The following is a 17,236-nucleotide window of genomic DNA, read 5'->3' as shown; positions in this document are numbered from 1 at the left end:
CCGATGCATCCATGAGCGGGGAAATCATTGAACGAAAACGGGGCGCTGAAGAGCGCCCCTGTTAGTCAACTACGCAACCACGTGAAGCAATGCCCTGGTCCCGCAGACACAAGACCTTGATTAATGGTGCGAGAAGAGGGATTCATGCGGGACTGGAAAAACGCTTCGTGCGCTTGACTGGTTCGACCCGTTTGTTGAAGGGCCATAACTGCTGTTTGCGTCAGCGCTTCGTGGTCCCGCCTGGCGGTTCATGTTCTGCGCGGTATCTCGACCGGCGGGATAGTTTGTCTTCGACGGCGGCACTGTGCCTTGCTGTTCCGCCTGGATCAATTCGGAGCGTACTTGCGCCCGGGTAACCGGATCGTTGGCGGTCTGTGCGAAAGAGGCAAGGGGAAGCGTCAGGGCCGAGGCTGCGAGCAACGAAATTACCAGTGATTTCATGGTGTCAATTCCTAGAATGAGTAGTCGTCCGGCGAATTCGGTGACCGGTCATGCAACGCAAAAATGGCTGGTTTGACTCCAACCATGGCGATGCATGCATCCAGAATACGTAGTTATCCTTAACGAATTATTAGCTGCGTAAAATGTGTTCAGTCGCCTTCTGTTCAACCGATTGCCCTGATGGTTTGAATGCTTAAGCGGCGCTTAAGCATTCGAGTGGGACACTGCCCGAATTACGCGTTGTAAACGCGGCGTGCGACTGAGGCGCCATCGCGTGTTTTTCTTTTTAGTGACAGCATGCATACGCGTTTCGGTAACGATCCCGAACACGAACAGGTTTTGCGCACCTCAATTGACCTGATCGCGAATCGAGTTCTGAGCGGCGCCCAGCTTTGCGCCGGGGTGGCGCTTGTCGACATCGGGACGGGAGATGGGCAGATAGCATTCCGGGCCATCGATGCAATTGGCCCCTCGCTACGCGTGATTCTCACTGATATTTTGGCACCATTGCTGCGTCATGCCGAAACGCTGGCGATTCAACGGAACGTTCAGGACCAGTGCAGATTTATTGAATGTTCCGCTGACGCGCTAAGAGACATTGACGACACATCTATCGACGTCGTTACCACGAGTGCGGTTCTTGCCTACGTTACCAATAGCGAGGAGGCGTTTCTTGAGATTCGCCGTGTCCTAAGGCCCGGAGGACGATTCTCGATCGGCGAACCCATCCTTCGAGGCGATGCTTTTGAAGCTGCCTCGCTAAAACAACTGGTCGACTCCCAGCCTCCGGGATCAGACGATCGCTTCTTTCCCCTTCTCAGCCGTTGGAAAGGCGCTCAGTTTCCCTATACTGAAGAAAAAATTGCCAGTAGTCTCATTACAAATTTTAATGAACGCGATTTGGTTCGGCTCGCGCTGAATGCCGGATTCGTTGATATCCACATGGAATTTCATGTCGATATTTACCCGTCGGCTGTCCATTCGTGGGAGGTGTTTCTGGACAGCTCCCCCCACCCTTGGGCACCGCCGCTGAGAAGCATTCTCGAGGAACGGTTCTCCGTTGAAGAACGGGCGTTGTTCGAGACAATCTTTCGTCCAAGGGTGGAGGCTCAGCAGTTCGTCACCGCGGACCGTGTCGCATATCTCACAGCTCGGAAACCACCTGCGTAATTCCGGCAAGCTGGCTAAATGTCCCGGGTCTCTCGATCGTTTGCGCGCGTGAACAACAGGCTTGTCGCCCTGGACCTGCCCTTGACCTCCCCGTGATCACCGAAACCACGCTTACCTCCGCTCGCTGCTTACGTCACATAGGAAGACCGGGTGGCGCAAGTGCCGCGAGTCCACATATCAATCTTGTAATCAAATGGTCGGTCGGCTGTCACTCGTACTCCCGCAAAATGCGGTCAGGATTTTCCCCGTAATCGTGACCCGGCACGGCCGGCGTACTATCGTGGAATGGCAAATAATGTGACGGTGAGGTGCAAATATGCGAATTCTGGTCATTGAGGACGAGCAGAAGGCGCTCGCTTACATCAAGAAGGGACTCGAGGAAGCGGGCTATTCAGTCGACACCGCTTCCGACGGCGCCGAAGGCCTGATTCTCGCCCGCGAAGAGGACTACGACGTCATCGTGCTCGATGTCATGTTGCCGACCATGGACGGATGGGCCGTGCTCAAGAATGTTCGAACCCTGAAGACTACGCCGGTATTGTTCCTGACTGCCCGTGACGACGTCAGCGACCGCGTGCACGGACTTGAACTTGGCGGCGACGATTACCTCGTCAAGCCGTTCGCATTCGTCGAGTTACTCGCGCGCGTTCGTACTCTGGCGCGGCGTGGACCGCCGCGTGAAAGCGATCTGATCACCGTCGCGGACCTGGAAATCGATGTCATGCGGCACAAAGTGCGCCGCGCCGGCAAGCGCATCGATCTGACACCGCGCGAGTTCTCGTTGCTGCAATTGCTCGCGCGAAAGAAGGGCGAGGTCATGAGCCGAACGCAGATCGCCTCGTATGTGTGGGACATGAATTTCGACAGCGACACCAATGTAGTGGAAGTCGCGATCCGGCGTCTGCGTGCCAAGGTCGACGACGATTTCGACGTCAAGCTGATTGCGACTGTTCGCGGCGTTGGCTATGTGATCGACACGCGGGAGGACGATTGATGAGGGGCCGCAATCGGGCTTGCTCGTTGACGGCAACGCTCGCACTGGTTTTTGCCGCAACCACGCTTGCGGTTTTCGCAATGATCGGCACCTACGTCTATCTGGCGCTCGCGCATGAAGTGCGCACCCAGGACGATCTCGACATCGTGCTGGCCGCCCGTCATACTCGCCGTCTGATCGGAGAACTAGCCGGTACTGGAGACCTTCGTGCACACAAGGAGCGGGTCGAAAGCCAGGTGCTTGGCAACGAGGCTTTGTCGGTCGAAATCCTTGATCCGTCCAACCTCGTGCTGCTCGAGCACAACCGGGTCGAGACGGCTGATGAACTTTCGTGGCCGCCTGGAACAGTTGGGGCGTCGCAGCAGATCACCACGGCGTCGATCGTGGAACGCTTGGCAACCAACGACATGCCGTTCCGCCGCCTCGCCGCACTGGCCCGCCTGAGCGATGGATCTTATGTGACGATTATCGTGACGCGCAATATGCACGATCGGAAGTTGCTGCTGGACCAATATCGCGACCGGTTGCGCTTCGCTGGTTCGGCCGGCGTCTTGCTAGCGTTCTTGATGAGCTATCTGCTGTTGCGGCGGGCGCTCAATCCGCTGCGAGAGATAGCGCGCAGTGCCGAAAATTTTACCATCGACAACCTTGCTTCCCGGATCAAGGTGGGTCACGTGCCGCAGGAGCTTCAGTCACTGGTCCTGTCGCTCAACACCATGTTTGCCGGGTTTGAGCGTGGTTTCACGCGGCTTTCCCGCTTCACGGCGGACCTCGCGCACGACATGCGCACGCCCTTGGGCAATCTGCGCGGTGCGACGGAGGTTGCGCTCGCGCGCCCGCGCTCGAGCGAGGAATATCAGGCTGTGCTCGCATCGAATCTCGAGGAGTGCGACCGCCTTTCACGCATGATCGAGAACGTGCTATTTCTGGCGCGTGCTGAACATCCGACTTTCGCAAAGCACAAGGTCGAGTTCAGTGTCGAAGACGAACTGCTGAAGATCGCAGAGTATTTCGAAGGCATTGCCGACGATGCCGGGGTTCATCTGCGCGAGAGTGGCGGCGGACGGCTTGCGGCGGATGTCGAATTGTTCCGGCGAGCCGTCAGCAACCTGCTCGCGAATGCGGTACGTTATACGCCTCGGGGCGGCACCATCACGCTCGATACCCAGACCCAGGGCGACACGCTGCGTGTCTCCGTAACAAATCAGGGCGTCCCGCTCGATTCAGCGATGCTCGAACGAGTGTTCGACCGGTTTTACCGGGCGGATCCTTCGCGCACGAGCAGCAGTTCGACAAGCGGGTCAGCCGGACTTGGACTGGCGATAGTGCGAACCATCATGGACTTGCACGGCGGGAGTGCCCATGCGGAAAGCGGACCGGGCGTCACACGCTTCGTGCTGACTTTTCCAGTGGAAAAGCCTGCCACTGGCGTGCCATCGCGTGTGGCCTGATCAACCATGTCAATCGACCGCAACTTCGCGCCGCAGGGCTAATCGTCCTGAGGATGGCGGCCCGGGCATACGGCGGCCCAGCCGCCGCCAAAGCCGGGCGAGTCAGCCGATCCTTTGAGGCAAACCAAAAAGTCTGCCTTTAGCCCATGAGGGTGCATAGCGATCCACCCCCCCGCGCGATCGTAAGCCTTATCGATCGCCTTCGATCGCGGCCGGTTCGAGCTGCATCACCGCCCCCAACGTAAGCCAGACTTCGTCGCGGAATGTCGCGATCGGTCGCGCCGTGCGCGCCATGCCGGGATCAGCTGCAGAGAGGCTGTCACAAAATTTGCGCAGGCAGCCAGAACTAATAAGCTTCCCATAATATTTTATCGTTACATTTGGCTTTCATAATCGTGATGCGGCCGCAAACCCTCACTCGGAAACTCATTATGATGACTCGCGCATATCCCGTTGAAGTTGGAGACGACCGCTTTAATAAGGTCCCTGAAGTCACGACTATCTTTGGGGTCATCAAGCTCTTGTCCACCACGGAGGGTGAAACTGGCGCCGATTATCTTGCAGTGGGCGTGGGGTTTGGAACGCTTGTCACCAGCCTCATATGTGCGGTGTAGCTGATCGCGGCATTGGCGCTGCAGATTCGATCGCGCGCTTATGTACCGTGGAGCTACTGGCTGACGGTGGTGCTAGTCAGCATTGTCGGTACTCAGATAACCGATGCGCTGACCGACGGGCTGTCGGTCAGCTTGTATATCAGCACGTCGGTGTTCGCGGTCTGTCTCGCCGCCGTTTTCCTCGCGTGGTACCGCGCGGAGGGCACGCTGTCGATCCACTCAATCAACACATGTCCACGAGAATTTTTTTACTGGGCGGCCATCCTCGTTACGTTTGCGCTCGGTACCGCAGCCGGGAATTTGGCTACTGAGGCATTGGGACTCGGATTTGCCCTGGGGACGGTGGTGTCTGGCGGGCTGATCGCGTTGACTTCGCTTGCCTATTTCCTTGGCGCTGACTCAGTGTTGATGTTCTGGATTGCTTACATTTTAACGCGGCCGCTTGGCGCTTCACTCGGGGATCTCATCTCGCAGTCGAGGAAGTATGGCGGACTTGGCTGGGGCAGCGTTGGGACGAGCATTGTATTTCTCTCGGTGATCGTTGTCCTTGTGATCTACGTCAGCATTAGCCGGCCGTCCCGCACAAAATCATTGCGTGCCGTGAGCAAGTCGTAATCCGATCGGCACTTCACCTTAATAATTTTATTGAAAACGGAGCGGCAATCATGATTTCCTGGCGATACCTCAAACCCCTGATCTTTGCTATGCCTGGACTGACGGCCATCAGCACGTTTTGCGCTCCGACGTCGATATCGTTCGTGAGCACCGCACAAGCCGCGCCATCGAAGCTCGGTGACTTGCCCGGGTTCCGGCGCATAGTCGCCGATACAGCCATCATGGTGAACAAAGGCGATCTCGCAGGAGCGCGCACGAGAATCAAAGATCTGGAGACCTCGTGGGACGACGCGGAACCGTCGTTGAAGCCGCGTGGGGCAGCCGACCGGCACAAGGTTGATAAGTCTATCGATCAGGCGCTCAGTGCCTTGCGTGAGAAGGCGCCGAACGCGGCGTCCTGCAAGCAGGCACTAAGCGATCTATTAGCCGTCATTGACCAGGCAAGCGGGCGTTAACGAGATGTGGCGTCGGCTACGCAATCGTGGCTCGGCTGCTCGATCAGAACAGCCGCCACCGTCACACAGATTACGTTTTTCATAAAGAGCAAAACTCGCGAAATGCGGCACTTATCACCTTCCTCACCTCGTCGCGTAGGATCGGATTCCTCATGATATGCGCCTTTATTCGGTGGTTTGTCCGGGCGCAAGCCCTTGCCAGCCACCGCCAAGCGCCTTCAATAACAACACGTTTGCATCAAGCCTGCGCGCATCGATCTGGTCGGCGGTGCGCTGATTCGTCAACGCGATGGTCTGTGCAGTCACGACATCGAGATAGCTCACCGCTCCGGCCTGGAACCGATTGGTCGTCAACTTCAACGCAAGCTCGGCAGCGGACGTTGCGCGTTGTTGACTTGCGGCTTCGCTCTGAAGCGACTGCAGCGCGGACAAATTGTCCTCGACCTGTTGAAACGCCACGAGCACGGTCTGCCGGTAGTCGGCGACCGAGGCATCATATTGGGAGTTGGCGCTCTTCAATTGCGCATCGCGCCTTCCACCGTCAAACAATGTGCCGACAAGCTGGGGACCGATTGACCAGAAGAGGCTGGGGGCGGTGAGCCACGGCGCAAAGAACGTGCTTTCGAGTCCGGCGCTTGCCGATAGCGTGAGATCGGGAAAGAACGCGGCATGGGCCTCGCCAATCTGCGCATTGGCCGCGAATACGCGGCGTTCGGCAGCAGCAATGTCAGGGCGGCGTTCGAGAAGCTGTGAGGGCACGCTGGGTGGAATAGACGGCAAAACGAAGGGCTGCGGCCTGGCCGCGATGGAGAACGTCGATGCCGGTTCGCCAATCAACGTGGCGATCGCGTGCTGAAGCTGCGCACGCTGAACGTCGATATCCGTGTCCTGTGTTCGTGTACTTTCCAGTTGGGTCGAGGCCAGCGCGACCGCGGAAGCATCAATTGCGCCATTTTTCAGTTGCTGGTTCAAAATGCGCAGCGCATCGGCATACGCGGTGACGGTGTCGTCGAGGAGTTTCTTCTGTGTATCGAGTGAGCGCAGGTCGAAGTAATCGACGGCCAGGTCGCTCGTCATCGAAAGGCGCACGGCTGCAAGATCGGCTTCGCTTGCAGCCGCACTCGCTTGCGCGTTGACGGTTGCATCTTTCACGCGGCCAAACAGGTCGGGTTCCCACGAAGCGCTCAAACCGGTCGAATAGTCGGGTATGGTCTTGCCCGCAATCGAATGGCCCTGCACATTCTGCGACGTGCGGAAGCGGCTCTCGGACGCGCCCGCGGTGACGGTCGGGAAGAAGCCGGCGCGCTGATAGTCGACGAACGCGCGTGCTTGCTGCAACTGCGCAACTGCTTTCTGCACAGTCTGGTTCGATACATCGATACGGCTTTCGAGTTCGTTCAACGTCGGGTCGCCGAAGGCGGTCCACCATGGGCCACGCGGCTGGGTATCCGCGGGGGCGGCAAGTGCCCAACCCGCGGTGCCGGCATAGTGTGCCGGTACGGAAACGTCCGGCTTCTGGTAAGCCGGCAGGGTGGAGCAAGCGCTGAGTGTGACGCCCAGGCAGATGAGCAGCGTCTTGCGGGCGAGGGCGGGTGGCGACATAAGCATAAGCGGCATGAGCGGCATGAGCAGGATCCTCAGGAAGCGGACGCTATCTGCACCGGCTCGCCCGGGCTGATAGCGTCCCCCGGGTTGTCGATCACGCGGTCGGTCGCTGTGAGTCCGGTTGTGACTTCCACGTGGGTGCCGAAATCCCGCCCGATACTGACCGTCTTGAGCGCGGTCTTACCGCTACTGTCGACCACCGCGACGGTCACGCCATTGGGTCTGAACAGGAGCGCGCTCACCGGCAGGTCGAGTGCGGGGCTGGCGTTCTGCAGTGCCAGATGCACCTGTGCATACGCGCCGGGGAGCAGCGCGCCGTCGCGGTTGTCGACATCGACTTCGACGTGCATCGTGCGGCTGACCGGATCGATCGCGCCGGCACTGCGTGCGACTTTCGCGGCGAAACGCCTGCCCGGATATTGCTGCACACTCAGATACACCTCGGTGCCAGGCGTGACATACGGCGCATCGTTTTGCGGAACGTCGGCGAACACCCGCAACGTGTCCGTCTGCTCCACATGAAAGAGTTCACCGGGCATGGCGGCCAGCCCTGGCGAACCGCCCGCAGTGACGAGCGCGCCCACATCAACGTTGCGCGCCGTCACCACGCCGTCGAAGGGCGCGCTCACCTTCTCGTACGACACAAGCTCTGAGAGACGTTGCACATTGGCCTGGGCGGACTGCAGCATGGCGCGCTTCGCTTCCATGTCGCTGACCTTCGTGTCGGTGTCCTGTTGCGAGACTGACTGCGTCTTCAGCATGTCCTGCCAGCGTTGCGCGCTGACTTTTGCGTAGTTGAAGTTAGCCTGCGCCGTCGCCACGTCGGCACGAGCCTGCTGAAGCTGTGCATCGAGCTCCGGTGTCTGGATGACAGCCAGCGTTTGCCCTGTTTTCACCCTGGCGCCAATATCGGTGTACCAGTGCTCGAGATAACCGCTCGTGCGGGCATAGATCGAGGCATCGGCGTAGGGCATCACCGAGCCGGGCAGCAGGAGTTCCTGGACCGCAGGCGCATTGCGCGGCTTGATAACCGAGACGCTAAGCGCACGTTGCGCGGCGGCTTGCGAGGTCAGCGCGGTGCTGGCCTGCAGTCGCGGAACGATGCCAACCACAAGCAACGCGGCAGCAACGGCGCCGAATGCCAGCGGCATCATGAAGCGTCTCCGGATGGCAGGCTTGTCGGGCGTCTTATCAGCCAACGGCGCTGGTTCGTGCAGGTCGTTACGATGGTTCATGGTCTTTGCTCGTTTAAAGGCAGTCACTGAATGGCCGGAGTGGTTTGTGCCGACACCGCTTTTTTCATGCGGCGCTTTTCGATCCAAGCGTGGACCATGCCGAATACGACCGGGACAAACAGAAGGGTGGAAACCGTGCCGATCGCCAGGCCACCGATCACGGCACGCCCAAGCGGTGCATTCTGTTCACCACCGTCACCCAGTCCGAGCGCCATCGGCAACATGCCGATCAACATCGCGAGCGCGGTCATCAGCACGGGCCGGAAGCGGTTGAAGCCGGCCTCGAGCGCAGCGGTCAGCGGAGGCGCACCGCCTTGCAGCATCTCGCGTGCGGTGTTGATGACAAGAATGCTGTTGGCCGTTGCAATGCCGATGCACAGGATGGTCCCTGTGAGCGCCGGTACGCTCAGCGTGGTGTGCGTGGCGAAGAGCATCCACGCGATACCCGCCAGTGACGCAGGCAAGCCGCTGATGATGATCAGCGGGTCGATCCATGACTGGAAGTTCACGACCATCAACAGATAGACCAGCGCGATGGCGAATACGAGTCCGAGTCCCAGGCCGCTGAACGATTCGTTCATCGACTGCACCTGGCCGCGGATGACGATCGACGAGCCGGCGGGTAACTGTGCCTGTGCCTGGTCCACGAGCCGGGTCACGTCCGACGCCACGCCGCCCAGGTCGCGTCCTTGCGCTGAAGCGAAGATATCGAGCACGGGCTGCACGTTGTAATGCGAGATCACGGCCTGTTGGGTGCCGCGCGACATCGTGCCCAATGAACCCAACAGGCTTTGTGGCGAGGAGGACGCTGCGCCCTTCGTCAGGGGTACATTCGCCAGCGTCTGCAGCGAATGGATGTCGTATTGCGGCACTTCAGTCATCAACGGATAACTCACGCCGTTCTTCGGATCGAGCCAGAAGTTAGGCGTTGTCTGCGAACTGCCTGATAGCGCGATCAGCAGGTTTTGCGCAACGTCACGTTGCGTGAGGCCGGCTTGCATCGCCTTGGTCCGATCTACGTTGATGTTGATCGCGGGCTCGTCTCCGGGCTGCTGAATCCGGGCATCGACGAGACCGCGCACCGTTCTCAGCTTCGCCAGCAAGTTGTTCGCCACCACGCGGTTCTGTTCGAGCTTGTTGCCGACGATCTGGATGTCTATTGGCGCGGGTAGGCCGAAGTTCAGGATCTGGCTGACGATATCCGCCGGGAGGAACGCGAAGGTCGTGCCAGGGAACGACGCAGTTAGCACGTTGCGCAATTTCGTGACATAGTCCGCCGTAGGCGCATGCCCTTTTTTCAGCGTGATCATGATGTCTGCGTCTTCCGATCCGACCGGCGCTGACGAGTCATAGGTCAGGTTGATGCCGCTTACCGGAACGCCAATGTTATCGAGCAATGCGGCTTCGTCCGACTTTGGAATGACTGTTCGGATCTTCGCTTCGACCTCGTCCGCAAGACGCGCCGTTTGTTCGATCCGGGTGCCGGTGGGGGCACGCATGTGAAGTCGGATCTCACCCGTATCCACAGCCGGAAAAAAGTCGCGGCCTGTAAAGGGTACGAGCGCGAACGACCCGACGCAGAGCAGCATGAACACCAGCAGGAAGCGGCGGCGGCTTTCAATGGCGCGGTTGAGCGTTGCCTTATAGCCGTGGCGCAATGCTTCGAAACGACGCTCGAACGCAGCCTGGAATTGCATCAGGAAAGCGAATGGTCCGCGTGCTGGCTTGCGGTCTTTCGAGGGCATTTTCAACAGGTACATCGCGAGTGTCGGGATCAGCGTGCGCGAGAAGAAGTAGGATGCGCACATTGCAAACACAACGGCTTCAGCCAGCGGTACAAACAGATATCGCGCGACGCCTGAGAGCAGGAACATTGGCACGAACACGATGCAGATAGAGAGCGTTGAGACGAAGGTCGGTACCGCGATTTCTCCCGATCCGTTGAGAATGGCGTCGTGCAGCGAGGCCCCCCGTTCCAGATGGTGCGTGATGTTTTCGATCGCAACCGTCGCATCGTCGACCAGGATCCCGACCGCCAGCGCCAGCCCTCCGAGGGTCATGATGTTGATGGTTTGCCCGAGCGCGGACAGCGCGATCAGCGAGGTCAATACCGAGAGAGGAATGGTGACGGCAATGATCAGCGTTGCGCGCCAGCTGCCGAGGAACAGCAGGATCATCAGGGCAGTCAGGCATGCCGCGATCAACGCTTCCCGCACGACACCGGTGACGGCCGATTTCACGAATACCGACTGATCCGAAAGCGCCTTGATATGCAGCGCCTTCGGTAGTCCCGCCGCAATCTTTGGCAGCATGGACTTGATCTGTCCAATGATCGTGAGCGTCGACGTGCTACCGGTCTTTTCCACCGTGAGCAGCGCGGCGCGTTTGCCGTCGCTGCGCACGATGTTGGTTTGCGGCGCATACCCGTCTCGCACCTGCGCGACGTCCCGTACGTACACGACGCCGCCCTTGACCGTTTTGATCGGCAGGTTGTTGAGCGCTGCGACGCTGTCCGTGCTGCCGTTCATCTGCACGTTGTATTCGCGCGCGCCGATCTTCGCCGTGCCACCGGGCAGGATCAGGTTCTGGGCATTGACGGCATTGACCACGTCGCTGGGCGACAAGCCTTTGGCCTGCAATGCGCGTGGGTCGATGTCGATCATGATCTGGCGGATCTTGCCGCCGAAGGGCAGCGGGACGGCCGCGCCCTGCACCGTGGCAAGCTGCGTGCGAATGAAGCTGTTGCCTAGGTCGTAGAGCGTTTGCTCAGGCAGCGTATTGCTCGATAGTCCGAGTTGCAGGATGGGGACGGTCGACGCGTTGTAGGTGATGATGTTCGGCGGCAAAGTGCCTGGTGGCAGTACGCGCAGAATGGACTCGGAATTCGAGCCGGCTTCGGCAATAGCGCGGTTGATGTCCGCGCCGGGATGGAAGAATATCTTGATGACGGAGACGCCGTTCAACGACTGCGATTCAATGTGTTCGATGTCTTCAACATCCGAAGTCAGCGCGCGTTCATAGTTCGACGTAATCCGGTTCGCCATGTCTTCTGCGGAGAATCCGCTATACGACCAGACAATGCTGACCACCGGAATATTGATATCCGGAAAGATATCCGTTGGGGTACGCATGATGGCGAGCGGTCCGATCATAAACAGCAGGATCGCAAGCACAATGAAGGTATAGGGCCTGCGCAGGGCCAGTCTGACAATCCACATTGGAAATTCCCGGAAGATAAGCCGCCTTTGAAAGCGGAGACGTCGAAACGTGTGGCTAGTGTGACGAACTGATCTTTACCCGGTACTGACCGCAAGGTGACAAAGTTGTTATCTTCGGGCGCGGAAGACGGTTAGGCGCAATGGAAACATTAAAGACGTTGGGGTATTAGCGGAGAGCGCCTGAGTTCGAACTCAGGGCTGCTGGATCAAGAACTAGCTACGAAAATTGGATACGGCGTCTGGCACTGTACCGTTCCGAATTGCTCGGATTGTTTCCGGCTTACGCGAGCGATGCCTTATCGAATTGTCATAGCGGCATGCACAGCACATCGGAGAATCCGCCAACACGGACGGCAGCAGCGCCGATCGCCGCCGCAACGCACGGCGACAACAGTGCTTGCAATTCATCCTCATGACGATAAAACTGCATCCCATCGCTCAACGGACGATCACCGTCGATCGCCGGATGACAATAAATCTCCACGACACCGTGCGGCAATGCCTTAATGGCGGCAAGCAATGTGGGCTCATCCATATTCCCGCTCCTTGCGATCCCAACCACATAGTCGTTATGTGCAATCCCCTCACGCGACAGCCGAGCGCGCGCCATCGAGATCCATGGTTTCATCCACAGCGGCGCGCCCATTTCAAACGGCAACCGCATCGATCGCATTCCGTAGTCTGGCCCGATCTCGAGAATCAACCCGAGCACCGTTGGATGCAAATGAAAATGCTTGTGGGTGTTGACGTGATCGAGCGTCAACCCGTCTTCGCAAACGCGTCGAACTGCACGCGAATCTCCTGACCTAATTGTCTGCGTACCCGCCTCGAGAAGAAAAATAGCACGCCATCACGCGCCATGTTGCTGCCAAAGCGGCCATGCTCGTCCAGCAACGCCGGAATTTTCGCGCGCGGCATAATCGCGTTCCCATCGGCTAACACCACATGCAGGCCGACCCGCAATTTCGGCAGACGGTAGGCGCGCGCGATTGCGTCCGCTGCGCCAGGTGCACCGACCATGAGGCTCGCTGCCGTCAACACGCCGTGTCGGTGCGCTCGCTCGACCGCCACGTTGACCCGTGAATGCAGGCCGAAATCGTCCGCCGTAATGATCAGGCCTCGCGCTCTATCGGCCATCCGAAGTCTCCACTTCATCCAGTGAGGCCAACACCGTACGCTGCCTCGCTGATGCGGATTGTGATGCAGATTGCGCCACTGGCACACGTGCGCCGCGCCATACGACATGCGAGCCGAACAACGCTGCGAGCCATTGCAAGGCGAGCAGGGTATCGCGAGCGATACGAGCGGTAAATCGCGCCAGAAGGTGCGCTGGTGACGCGCGGCGCGCAGATGCAGCAGCACGCGCGCGACGCAGCCGCACGCCGTTATTGAGGCGCTCGCGAGCGTTGCCCACAGGTGCGGGTCGCTTGTCGGACCAGTCTGCAACGCCGTGCAGAGCGAACCTCCGAAGCGGTGCAGGACATTGCTTGGAGGGCACAGAAACGCTTGTGTGCGCGTTATCGATTGATGGAGGGCAAAGGGAAGATCGTCGGCAAGACCCCGCCGTCCGTCTGCGGCCCAGCAATTTTACTCGCTTGTGTCATAAGCAGTACTCCTCATGTCGATAATTGTCGTTTCCTCCCGCTTACAGCAACAGAACCGGACGGAACACGATGGAGACACCCGGTCAGATCGCGGCGCTTGCCGGCTGCGGACCTTCCTGTGCACTTATCGCCCTGGCATCGCGCTCCCTGAGGATCCGGAGGGCGACATCCGCCGCAGCACGAACGTGCGCACGGCACGCCGCACCAGTGGCCGCGGCATCCCTTTCTTCGATGGCGTCCATAATCCGGCCGATTTCCTTGACAGTCTGCGGCAGCCGACTTTCACTGGACAAGGAAGTGGCCCGCAACTGGGCGTTGCGGATCAGCAGTCGTTCCAGCATCTGGGTGGCCAGGGCGTTGCGGCTTCCGCGTGTCAGGATTTCATAGAAGCGGCGCTTCACATCGAGCAGTCCATCGCGCGACTTCATCGACCGGATACCGCGCAACTCCTTGTACACCGCGCGCAGTTCGGCACGCTCCGCATCGGTTGCGCGCACGGCGAATCCTTCGCCTGCCAGCGCCTCCAGCGCCGCGCGTACCTCATAGATATCCGTCGCTTCCTCGACAGACAGCATCGCGACAAACGGCCCGCGGTTCGCGTGAACCGTCACCAAGCCCTCCGCTTCCAGCAACCTGACTGCCTCGCGCACGACGCTACGGCTCGTGCCGAACGTCTCGCACAACATTCTGTCCGGCAAGTGATCTCCCGGCAAAAAGCGGCCTGAGACGATCGCGGCGCGCAGGCCATCCTCCACTTGTTTCCGCACGGGCTGCGGCACGACCTTCAGAGAACTGCTCATTCTTCGTCCAAACGTATGTGGGGGTTTCGCCATTGTACATCCACCTTTCAGGCGAAATAGCGGATTGACGGACAATCTGCTATATGCCATATTGCCGGACAATCTGGCGATCTGATGATGCTGGACGGGCCAACGAAATATAACGACGAGATATGAGACATGAACGACATCAGTCAGCGCATGGATCGGCTGCCGATCACAAGCTTCCACCGGGTGGCAATCTTCGCCTTGTGCTTCGCTTACTTCTTCGAACTTGCCGATCTGAACACGTTCGCCTATGCAGCGCCTGCGATCATTGGAGCGTGGCATATCCCGGTGAGTGATGTCGCGTTGATCACGGCGACCAGTTTCGGCGGCATGTTCATCGGCGGCACCGGCGGTGGTGTCCTTGCGCACCGCCTTGGCCGCAAGCCCGCATTCATACTGAGTATTGCGATCTATACGATCTTCTCGCTTCTCAATGCGTTGTCGTGGAACGTGATGTCGCTTGCCGTGTTCCGATTCCTCACGGGAATCGGGCTTTCAGGAATGACGGTCATCGCCAATGTCTACATCAGCGAGTTCTTTCCGGCGCGCTTGCGCGGGAAGTACATGAGTCTGATCTTTACACTCGGCTTGATCGGTATTCCGGCCACAGCCTGGGTTGCGAGGTTCCTGATTCCGGTTGCACCCTGGGGTTGGCGTCTGATCTTCGTATGGGGCAGCTTCGGGTTGCTCGCCATCCCCTTCGCGCTCAGGTTGATGGAATCGCCACGCTGGTTGCTCGGGCAGGGACGAGTGGACGAAGCGATGCGCTCGCTCGAGAAACTTGAACGGGCAGCAGGCATGAAACCGCCTGGCGCGGTCGCACCTTTGACGATGACGCCCGAGCCCAAGTTTTCCTACGGACAGTTGTTCGATCCCGAGTACCGTCGCAGGACAGTCGGGCTGTCGCTGGCGTGGATTTTCCAGACACTCGGCTTCTATGGCTTCGTCTCCTGGGTGCCCACGTTGCTGGTGCAACACGGATTCACGATTACCAAGTCGCTCGAGTACTCCAGCCTGATCGCCATTTGCAATCCGCTCGGCGCCTGGCTCGGCACCTTCCTGATCGAGCGGTTCGAACGCAAGTGGATCGTCGCTGTCGATGCCGTCGTTATTGCGATTGCCGGTGTGGCTTACGGTCTCGCCCCTTCGGCCGGTTTTATCGTCGTCTTCGGCGCGCTGGTCATCATCACCATCCAGTTGATGAATGCGACGCTTTACATCTACACGCCCGAGTCCTATCCCACGCATTTGCGCTCCGCGGGCGCGGGTCTTTGCTACGGGCTTGGCCGGCTGACCAATGTCATCGGCCCTTTCATTATCAGCTTCCTATACGTGAGCGTCGGCTATATGAGCGTCTTTGCCTATATATCCGCGTGCTGGCTGGTCGTTGCCGCAATTGTTGCCGCGATTGGTCCCCGTACCACCGGCCGTTCTCTGGAACAGGTCGATACCTCCAACCCAACCGATGAAACAAGGAATCCAAACTATGTCCGATGATAGCGCGCTCTTCGATAAAGGTATGCCCATTCGCCGTGCCGTGCTGGGCGCCGAGTATGTCGACGCGTCGATGCAAAGAGCCGACCCCTTCATGATGTCCTTTCAGCGTGCTACGACGGCCTGGGCCTGGGGATGGGCATGGGGCGACGACACGCTCGACCGCAAGACCCGCAGCCTGATGAATCTTGCCATGCTCACCATCTCGGGCCATACGGACGAATTGAAGCTGCACGTGAAAGGCGCGTTGAACAACGGCGTCAGCGTCGAAGAGATCAAGGCGGCCTTGCTGCACGCTACCGCCTATGCAGGCATCCCTTCAGGCCTGGGCGCATTCAAGGCGGCACATGAGGTACTCGTCAAGGAAGGGGCGTTGTAATGAGCAGCGATACGTTTAAGAAGATTGCCTTCCTGGGCATCGGCAACATGGGCTGGCCGATGGCCGCCCGTCTGGTTGCCGCGGGCTTTCGCGTCTCGGTGTATGACGTCACGCCCGAGCGCGCGACCCGCTTTGCCGCCGATGTCGGCGGCGAGGCAGCGCAGACTCTGGAGCAGGCGGCCGAGTCCGCCGATGCCGTCATCACCATGCTGCCGACCAGCAAGCATGTGGTGGACGTGGTGACGCCGGTTCGTGCGGTGCTGGCGAGTCACGCGCTTCTGATCGACATGACATCCGGCATTCCCAGCATGACGCAAGCTTTGGCCGCAAGTCTGGAAAGCGATGGGATCATGATGATCGATGCGCCGGTCTCCGGTGGTGTGTCGCGCGCGAAGACGGGCGAGCTGGCAATCATGACCGGCGGATCGGCGGACGCGCTCCAGCGAGCCATGCCCTTGCTGCGCGCGATGGGAACGACCATCACCGAAGTCGGTGCCATCGGGGCGGGACAGGCGATGAAAGCGCTGAACAACCTCGTATCGGCGGGAGGATTTCTGATTGGCGTGGAGGCGCTCATCATCGGCAGTCAGTTCGGGTTGGACGCGGGAAAGATGGTCGACGTCCTGAATGCGTCGACGGGGATGAACAACAGCACACAGAAGAAATTCCGGCAATTCGTGCTCTCCCGCGCGTTCAATAGCAATTTCGGACTCGACCTCATGGCCAAGGATCTTGGCATTGCACTCGAAGTGGCTCATGACGGAGGCGTCGCGGCGCCATTTTCCGCCTTGTGCCGTGAGTTGTGGGCGGGCGCGGCGAAAAACCTTGGACAAGGCCGAGACCACACCGAAATGGCAAGGTTCAGCGAGACGATCGCAGGCCTGACGCTGTCCGAACAAGGCTCCAGCTGAGACGCATCGGCCTTCCTGCCTCTCGTGCAGGAAGGCATGTGTTTTGTTGTGCCTGCAGCGACAAGACATGCACCCGCTAACGGGCTCGTCGCTGCGCCGCGCGGATCAGCTCGACCACGTGCTGTGCTAGTGCAAATACCTAGATGATCATTCAGTCGGATTGTCCTACAATAATATCGAATATTAAAAATCCGGTAAACACGCACCAAACAGACACGGTAAA

General features: G+C 59.2%; 12 protein-coding genes and 3 pseudogenes. 8 read left to right on the top strand and 7 right to left on the bottom strand.

What is annotated here, in order from left to right; genetic code table 11:
- Positions 1-120 precede the first annotated feature (120 nt).
- A complete protein-coding gene (locus ACSQ8V_RS24615) occupies positions 121-441 on the bottom strand; it encodes a DUF4148 domain-containing protein (RefSeq protein WP_436184301.1) in 321 nt (106 codons plus the stop codon).
- 297 nt (positions 442-738) lie between these two features.
- On the opposite strand from ACSQ8V_RS24615, the gene ACSQ8V_RS24610 reads away from it, so the two are divergent.
- The 5 genes and pseudogenes from ACSQ8V_RS24610 (at position 739) to ACSQ8V_RS24590 (ending at position 5,740) form a co-directional block, all read left to right on the top strand.
- Positions 739-1,611 (top strand): class I SAM-dependent methyltransferase, encoded by an 873-nt coding sequence (locus tag ACSQ8V_RS24610; protein WP_436207436.1) that lies wholly within the window; start codon positions 739-741, stop codon positions 1,609-1,611.
- Between the two features lie 316 nt (positions 1,612-1,927).
- Positions 1,928-2,605 (top strand): heavy metal response regulator transcription factor, encoded by a 678-nt coding sequence (locus ACSQ8V_RS24605; RefSeq protein ID WP_436184299.1) that lies wholly within the window; start codon positions 1,928-1,930, stop codon positions 2,603-2,605.
- On the top strand, positions 2,605-4,056 hold the full coding sequence (locus tag ACSQ8V_RS24600; RefSeq protein WP_436207435.1) for a heavy metal sensor histidine kinase: 1,452 nt from the start codon (positions 2,605-2,607) through the stop codon (positions 4,054-4,056). The genes ACSQ8V_RS24605 and ACSQ8V_RS24600 overlap by 1 nt, the downstream gene beginning before the upstream one ends.
- Before the next feature lie 434 nt (positions 4,057-4,490).
- Positions 4,491-5,285 (top strand): annotated as a pseudogene (locus tag ACSQ8V_RS24595) (COG4705 family protein).
- A gap of 89 nt (positions 5,286-5,374) precedes the next feature.
- Positions 5,375-5,740, top strand: a complete 366-nt coding sequence (locus ACSQ8V_RS24590) for a histidine kinase (RefSeq protein ID WP_436208001.1) — start codon at positions 5,375-5,377, stop codon at positions 5,738-5,740.
- A 165-nt stretch (positions 5,741-5,905) separates the two neighbouring features.
- On the opposite strand, the gene ACSQ8V_RS24585 is transcribed toward ACSQ8V_RS24590, so the two are convergent.
- The 6 genes and pseudogenes from ACSQ8V_RS24585 to ACSQ8V_RS24560 all read right to left on the bottom strand — a co-directional run bounded on the left by ACSQ8V_RS24585 (position 5,906) and on the right by ACSQ8V_RS24560 (position 14,202).
- Entirely contained in the window at positions 5,906-7,348 is a 1,443-nt protein-coding gene (locus ACSQ8V_RS24585) for an efflux transporter outer membrane subunit (RefSeq protein WP_436208000.1), read from the bottom strand.
- A 29-nt stretch (positions 7,349-7,377) separates the two neighbouring features.
- Positions 7,378-8,580: an efflux RND transporter periplasmic adaptor subunit gene (locus ACSQ8V_RS24580; protein ID WP_436207434.1), complete on the bottom strand. Its 1,203-nt coding sequence runs from the start codon at positions 8,578-8,580 to the stop codon at positions 7,378-7,380.
- A 23-nt stretch (positions 8,581-8,603) separates the two neighbouring features.
- On the bottom strand, positions 8,604-11,798 hold the full coding sequence (locus tag ACSQ8V_RS24575) for an efflux RND transporter permease subunit (RefSeq protein WP_436207433.1): 3,195 nt from the start codon (positions 11,796-11,798) through the stop codon (positions 8,604-8,606).
- 307 nt (positions 11,799-12,105) lie between these two features.
- Positions 12,106-12,935 (bottom strand): annotated as a pseudogene (gene hpnK / locus ACSQ8V_RS24570) (hopanoid biosynthesis-associated protein HpnK).
- Positions 12,925-13,175 (bottom strand): annotated as a pseudogene (locus tag ACSQ8V_RS24565) (bacteriohopanetetrol glucosamine biosynthesis glycosyltransferase HpnI); the annotation flags it as partial. The pseudogenes hpnK and ACSQ8V_RS24565, both read right to left, overlap by 11 nt.
- Before the next feature lie 310 nt (positions 13,176-13,485).
- Positions 13,486-14,202: a GntR family transcriptional regulator gene (locus tag ACSQ8V_RS24560; protein ID WP_213766910.1), complete on the bottom strand. Its 717-nt coding sequence runs from the start codon at positions 14,200-14,202 to the stop codon at positions 13,486-13,488.
- Between the two features lie 159 nt (positions 14,203-14,361).
- On the opposite strand from ACSQ8V_RS24560, the gene ACSQ8V_RS24555 reads away from it, so the two are divergent.
- Genes ACSQ8V_RS24555 through ACSQ8V_RS24545 form a run of 3 tightly spaced genes read left to right on the top strand, consistent with a single transcriptional unit; the run spans position 14,362 to position 17,013 of the window.
- The gene (locus tag ACSQ8V_RS24555) at positions 14,362-15,726 is read left to right on the top strand and encodes an MFS transporter (protein ID WP_436207432.1); all 1,365 of its coding nucleotides are present in this window, start codon (positions 14,362-14,364) and stop codon (positions 15,724-15,726) included.
- A complete protein-coding gene (locus tag ACSQ8V_RS24550) occupies positions 15,716-16,102 on the top strand; it encodes a carboxymuconolactone decarboxylase family protein (protein ID WP_213766908.1) in 387 nt (128 codons plus the stop codon). The genes ACSQ8V_RS24555 and ACSQ8V_RS24550 overlap by 11 nt, the downstream gene beginning before the upstream one ends.
- Positions 16,102-17,013 (top strand): NAD(P)-dependent oxidoreductase, encoded by a 912-nt coding sequence (locus ACSQ8V_RS24545; RefSeq protein WP_436184293.1) that lies wholly within the window; start codon positions 16,102-16,104, stop codon positions 17,011-17,013. Before ACSQ8V_RS24550 ends, ACSQ8V_RS24545 begins: the two co-directional genes overlap by 1 nt.
- Positions 17,014-17,236 lie beyond the last annotated feature (223 nt).

This window comes from Caballeronia sp. LjRoot31 (assembly GCF_964253885.1).
In the GTDB taxonomy this organism is placed as follows: domain Bacteria; phylum Pseudomonadota; class Gammaproteobacteria; order Burkholderiales; family Burkholderiaceae; genus Caballeronia.
Note: the sequence above shows the minus strand (reverse complement) of the source record. Positions and strands in the feature narration are given on the sequence as shown.

Bases quoted from the DNA above. Each gene is read 5' to 3' on its own strand.
- ACSQ8V_RS24560 (WP_213766910.1), bottom strand. From the start codon at position 14,202: ATGAGCAGTTCTCTGAAGGTCGTGCCGCAGCCCGTGCGGAAACAAGTG.
- ACSQ8V_RS24555 (WP_436207432.1), top strand. From the start codon at position 14,362: ATGAACGACATCAGTCAGCGCATGGATCGGCTGCCGATCACAAGCTTC.
- ACSQ8V_RS24605 (WP_436184299.1), top strand. From the start codon at position 1,928: ATGCGAATTCTGGTCATTGAGGACGAGCAGAAGGCGCTCGCTTACATC.
- ACSQ8V_RS24580 (WP_436207434.1), bottom strand. From the start codon at position 8,580: ATGAACCATCGTAACGACCTGCACGAACCAGCGCCGTTGGCTGATAAG.
- ACSQ8V_RS24615 (WP_436184301.1), bottom strand. From the start codon at position 441: ATGAAATCACTGGTAATTTCGTTGCTCGCAGCCTCGGCCCTGACGCTT.
- ACSQ8V_RS24610 (WP_436207436.1), top strand. From the start codon at position 739: ATGCATACGCGTTTCGGTAACGATCCCGAACACGAACAGGTTTTGCGC.
- ACSQ8V_RS24585 (WP_436208000.1), bottom strand. From the start codon at position 7,348: ATGCTTATGTCGCCACCCGCCCTCGCCCGCAAGACGCTGCTCATCTGC.
- ACSQ8V_RS24550 (WP_213766908.1), top strand. From the start codon at position 15,716: ATGTCCGATGATAGCGCGCTCTTCGATAAAGGTATGCCCATTCGCCGT.
- ACSQ8V_RS24545 (WP_436184293.1), top strand. From the start codon at position 16,102: ATGAGCAGCGATACGTTTAAGAAGATTGCCTTCCTGGGCATCGGCAAC.
- ACSQ8V_RS24600 (WP_436207435.1), top strand. From the start codon at position 2,605: ATGAGGGGCCGCAATCGGGCTTGCTCGTTGACGGCAACGCTCGCACTG.
- ACSQ8V_RS24590 (WP_436208001.1), top strand. From the start codon at position 5,375: ATGCCTGGACTGACGGCCATCAGCACGTTTTGCGCTCCGACGTCGATA.
- ACSQ8V_RS24575 (WP_436207433.1), bottom strand. From the start codon at position 11,798: ATGTGGATTGTCAGACTGGCCCTGCGCAGGCCCTATACCTTCATTGTG.